This is a genomic window from Moorena sp. SIO4E2 (assembly GCF_010671945.1).
Taxonomy (GTDB): Bacteria; Cyanobacteriota; Cyanobacteriia; order Cyanobacteriales; family Coleofasciculaceae; genus Moorena; species Moorena producens.
The window spans coordinates 1-4,118 of record NZ_JAAHIE010000596.1 but is presented as its reverse complement, the minus strand read 5'-3'; the positions used below and the strand labels follow the sequence as shown (position 1 = coordinate 4,118).

Annotated in this window: 5 protein-coding genes; 2 read left to right on the top strand and 3 right to left on the bottom strand. The window is 46.0% G+C overall.

Annotated elements, in window-relative coordinates; translation table 11 throughout:
- Positions 1-188: 188 nt before the first annotated feature.
- Complete coding sequence (locus F6K37_RS33735) at positions 189-785, bottom strand: hypothetical protein (protein WP_287255086.1); 597 nt, start codon at positions 783-785, stop codon at positions 189-191.
- Between the two features lie 237 nt (positions 786-1,022).
- Between F6K37_RS33735 and F6K37_RS33730 the strand changes: the two genes are divergently transcribed.
- On the top strand, positions 1,023-1,631 hold the full coding sequence (locus F6K37_RS33730; protein ID WP_287255085.1) for a TetR/AcrR family transcriptional regulator: 609 nt from the start codon (positions 1,023-1,025) through the stop codon (positions 1,629-1,631).
- Positions 1,632-1,714: 83 nt separating this feature from the next.
- Positions 1,715-2,734 (top strand): ABC transporter ATP-binding protein, encoded by a 1,020-nt coding sequence (locus F6K37_RS33725; RefSeq protein WP_008179730.1) that lies wholly within the window; start codon positions 1,715-1,717, stop codon positions 2,732-2,734.
- 23 nt (positions 2,735-2,757) lie between these two features.
- On the opposite strand, the gene F6K37_RS33720 is transcribed toward F6K37_RS33725, so the two are convergent.
- Both F6K37_RS33720 and lspA read right to left on the bottom strand, forming a co-directional pair.
- The gene (locus tag F6K37_RS33720; protein ID WP_008179729.1) at positions 2,758-3,264 is read right to left on the bottom strand and encodes a ferric uptake regulation protein; all 507 of its coding nucleotides are present in this window, start codon (positions 3,262-3,264) and stop codon (positions 2,758-2,760) included.
- A 313-nt stretch (positions 3,265-3,577) separates the two neighbouring features.
- A complete protein-coding gene (gene lspA, locus F6K37_RS33715) occupies positions 3,578-4,084 on the bottom strand; it encodes a signal peptidase II (protein WP_287255083.1) in 507 nt (168 codons plus the stop codon).
- Positions 4,085-4,118: the final 34 nt, after the last annotated feature.

Genomic DNA, 4,118 nt, shown 5'->3' with positions numbered 1-4,118 from the left:
AATTGAAGAACGTTTAGTAACTCGTTGTCAGCTACTCCAAAGCATGACCTCAGAGATTAAAAATTTAACTAATTATCATTGGTTAACTTATGACTAACTTTTATAAGCTTTTATAAACCGGATTTAGTATAATTACCTCACAACTAGAATTATTACTGTCAAACACCACAGATCAGTGGCAGAAAATCTTATCGCGTTTCCCTAGGGTGATAAGGGGTTTCCTTAAGCAAATGACTGACTAATATTTTTAGAAAAAACAAAGGCAGAAACCATTCCAGACCAGGCATTGGGGGAAATAGATAGCGATCGCCCAACAGCCCTAAGCTGTAAAGCCCTAGGGCTACTGGACGTTGAAGATAGAGGGGAGACCGCAAAATCAACACTGATGCCCCCAACAGGTAGCTGGACACACCGATCAAGAACCCCCAATCTCCCCCACGAAATAGCAGCGCCACTAACAAGACATGGATCACATGAACAGACACAAATCCTAAATGCTGCTGCCAACCCTGTTCCGGTCGGTGATACCAACCCTTAGCGGTGGAAGTGGCATTGGTGAGGAGACCCCCCACTAAATCAAGGCCAAGAACAGCAATCAGTCCTAATTGCAACGGGCTCCACTGTATTGGGAGGGTCAGCGCGTAGGTTGGAGCTGCTACCAAAGCCACCAGCGACGGCACAAATTGTATCAGCAACTCAGCTTGGGTTGCCCCTGGTCCGGTGAAGCGATCAAGCCAACCTTTGAGACCAGAGCGAGGGGAGGGACAAGTCAGCTCAGAGTGCATTAGCTTAACCTCATAACAGTTGTTATGCTAACAATATAACAACTGTTATGATAAGCTGTCAATAGGCATTGAGACTTTGTTTATGTCCCACTTTATATCTGGTGTTATCTGGTTATAGCAGTCGCCAGGGCAGTTAGGACATCGACATTAGTCTCACACCCTTTGTAAGCGCAATAGTTTTACTTCTGACTTCTGACTTCTGACTTCTGACTTCTGCTATAGTTCCCTTTAATGCTCATGTCCCAACAGGATCGCCGCCTTGAAGTTTCTGAAGCCGCCTGGCGAGTTATTGTCCGAGAGGGGTTAGATCGCACCAGTATGCGCGCGATCGCCCAAGAGCTGGGTTGCACCACCGGAGTTGTTACTCACCACTTTCGAGATAAGCAGGAGCTTATTCTGTTTGCCCTTAATCAAGTAACTCAGCGTCTGCAAAAAACCATGCAGGCTGCAACAGAGCACGCTAGGGGAGTCGATCGACTGGTAGAAATGCTATCTGCGTTTTTGCCACTAGACACTGAACGGCAAGATATTCTCAAGGTCTGGGTGGCCTTTTTGGGGTATGCCATTGGACGAGAATCCCTGATGGCTGAGCATCAACATAGTGCTGCTCAGCTCCGTCAGGTGATTATTCAAGAGTTGAAAGCTCTACAGTCAGCCAAACTGATTCGACCTAACATAGAGCCAGAGTTAGAAGCCAACGCCCTGTTAGCCCTGGTCAATGGGGTTAGCCTCGACTCCCTGATTCAAGCCAAACGCCTTAGCCCTGACCAGCAGCAGATTGTAATTCGGCGCTACGTTAACGAGTTACTGTCTACCCATCCTATCCCTGGCTCCGGTAATCCTTAATCAAGACAAGTTGGTGTTGTCAAACATTAAAGCAATGGCATGTGAACGGCTAATATGATTGCGATTAAGCATTAAACAATCACATGACAGCACCACAGCTAGACAACCCCAAGCCCAACCCACAAAACAAAAGTCTCTTACACATAGAAAACCTACAGATGCACTTCCCCATCACCCAAGGAATCATCTGGCAAAAGCAAATTGGCTCCATCAAAGCTGTTGATGGACTCAACTTCGATATCAACCGTGGCGAAACTTTAGGCTTAGTAGGAGAATCTGGCTGTGGCAAAAGTACCACCGGACGAGCGATCCTACAACTATACCGTCCGACAGCTGGTCATGTTTACTTTGAAAATATCGACCTAACCCAGCTAGAGGCTGAATCCCTGCGCCAGATGCGCCGCCGGATGCAAATGATTTTTCAAGACCCCTATGCTTCTCTCAATCCCAGGATGACCGTAGGAAGTATTGTCGGTGAACCCCTGCAAATCCATGGGTTAGCCATCGGTAAACAAAAACAAGAACGAGTCCAGTCCTTACTAGAGGTGGTAGGACTCAATCCCCAGTTTATCAATCGCTATCCCCACGAATTCTCTGGGGGTCAGCGTCAGCGGATTGTGATTGCTCGCGCCTTAGCTTTAAACCCTGACTTTATAGTATGTGATGAACCGATTGCTGCTTTAGATGTATCCATTCAAGCCCAAGTCGTTAACTTGATGCAGTCGTTGCAAGCAGATATGGGCTTAACTTATCTATTTATTGCTCACGATTTAAGTATAGTGCGCCACATTTCTGACCGGGTGGCAGTAATGTACCTAGGCAAAATAGTAGAACTCGCAGATCGCGTCTGTTTATATGAGAACCCCTTGCATCCCTATACCCAAGCATTAATCTCAGCCGTACCAATTCCTGACCCTGAACTTGAGCGTCAACGGGAACGTATTATCCTAACAGGGGATGTACCCAGCCCCAGCAATCCCCCCAAAGGTTGTCGGTTTCACACTCGCTGTCCTATGGTAATGGATACTTGTCGGCAAGACCCAGAACCAGAGTTTAAAGATGCAGGTAGAGGACATTATGTTGCTTGTCATTTAGTTCATTGACAAAACGACAACCACTCACAAAACTAATGTTCGTGCATCGCAATGGATCGAGAGCAACGCCAATTACTCGGTAGAGCCGAAGGCCATCCCATGCGCAGGGCTTCTGGGCAAATGGTATGAATGGTCAGCTGGCAATCAATCAGCTGCAAGCCTTCTTTTTCCACCTGCTTCATCCCTTGTTTCAAGATTGAGTCATTCTTGAATTCAACGGTCTGGTTACACTGAATACACACCAGATGATGGTGATGATGGGGAAAAGGCTGATTGAGTTCATAATGTTTATGCCCTTCTGCCAACTCCAATTCCCGCAGGATGCCCATCCGTGACATTAACTTAACGCTACGGTAAATAGTAGATAAGCTGATTCCTTCTGCTCGTTGCTCGAGCAATTCGTGAAGTTCCTCAGCACTGAGATGGGTTCCTCTCGGTAAATTTTGGAAAACGTGGAGAATGGTCTCCCGTTGTGGTGTCATACGCCAACCTCGAGCATTGAGTTCGGCCTTGAGTGAAGCAGCTGTATAGTTAGCCATGGTAACCCTCTCAAAAACGAGCCATTATTGACAATATTAAATAATTATTTCTCTCACTTGCAAGAAAATTTTCTAATTGAGAATAAATAGTAAAGGATTATTGGTTACTTTTGAGAATAGGGCAGGCACGGATCGAGCTCGGATACAGGGATACGCCGAAAATACCAAATCCAGCACGATCCGGATTTGGCAAATAAGTTAGGAAAAGGGCGAATAATGGAAAGACGGGGCACAGAGGGAAGACAGGGAACAGGCTTATGGAAGCAGATTGGCCATAACCCTTGTGCCTTGTGGCTTGTAAGTTATGACTATGTTATTGCCCCCTCTCCCTAGATTTTGGTGATTGATGCTTAAAACTTGCAATAAGCAAGCACACAATACCTACGTTGATACACACATCGGCCACATTAAATACCGGGAAGTTAATCAACCGAAAATCGAGGAAATCCACAACGCAACCCGTTACTGTCTGGTTATCTACCAAACAACTGTTGAAAAAACGGTCTATGCCATTACCCAATGCTCCTCCCAATATGAAGCCATAACCAAGCTGTTCCAACCTAATCAGCTTTGGTCCAAACCAAGCTAGGGCGATTAAACCAAGACTCACAGCTAAGGACAGCCAGCGCAACCAGCTGCCGTCTTCACTAAAGAGACTGAAAGCGGCACCAGTATTAGTGACATAGGTAAAGTGAAACACCCCTTGCCACAGGGGTAGAGTCTCTTTCAATTCAAAATTCTGCACCACCCAATATTTAGTCAGCTGATCCAGAATCAGACCAATAGCAGCAGCAAACCAACACAGGCGGTTTTTTTTCATTAGTCATTAGTCATGATAGCATTTATTGATTGGG

Coding starts and splice junctions, on each gene's coding strand:
- F6K37_RS33735 (WP_287255086.1), bottom strand. CDS start 785: ATGCACTCTGAGCTGACTTGTCCCTCCCCTCGCTCTGGTCTCAAAGGT.
- lspA (WP_287255083.1), bottom strand. CDS start 4,084: ATGAAAAAAAACCGCCTGTGTTGGTTTGCTGCTGCTATTGGTCTGATT.
- F6K37_RS33725 (WP_008179730.1), top strand. CDS start 1,715: ATGACAGCACCACAGCTAGACAACCCCAAGCCCAACCCACAAAACAAA.
- F6K37_RS33720 (WP_008179729.1), bottom strand. CDS start 3,264: ATGGCTAACTATACAGCTGCTTCACTCAAGGCCGAACTCAATGCTCGA.
- F6K37_RS33730 (WP_287255085.1), top strand. CDS start 1,023: ATGTCCCAACAGGATCGCCGCCTTGAAGTTTCTGAAGCCGCCTGGCGA.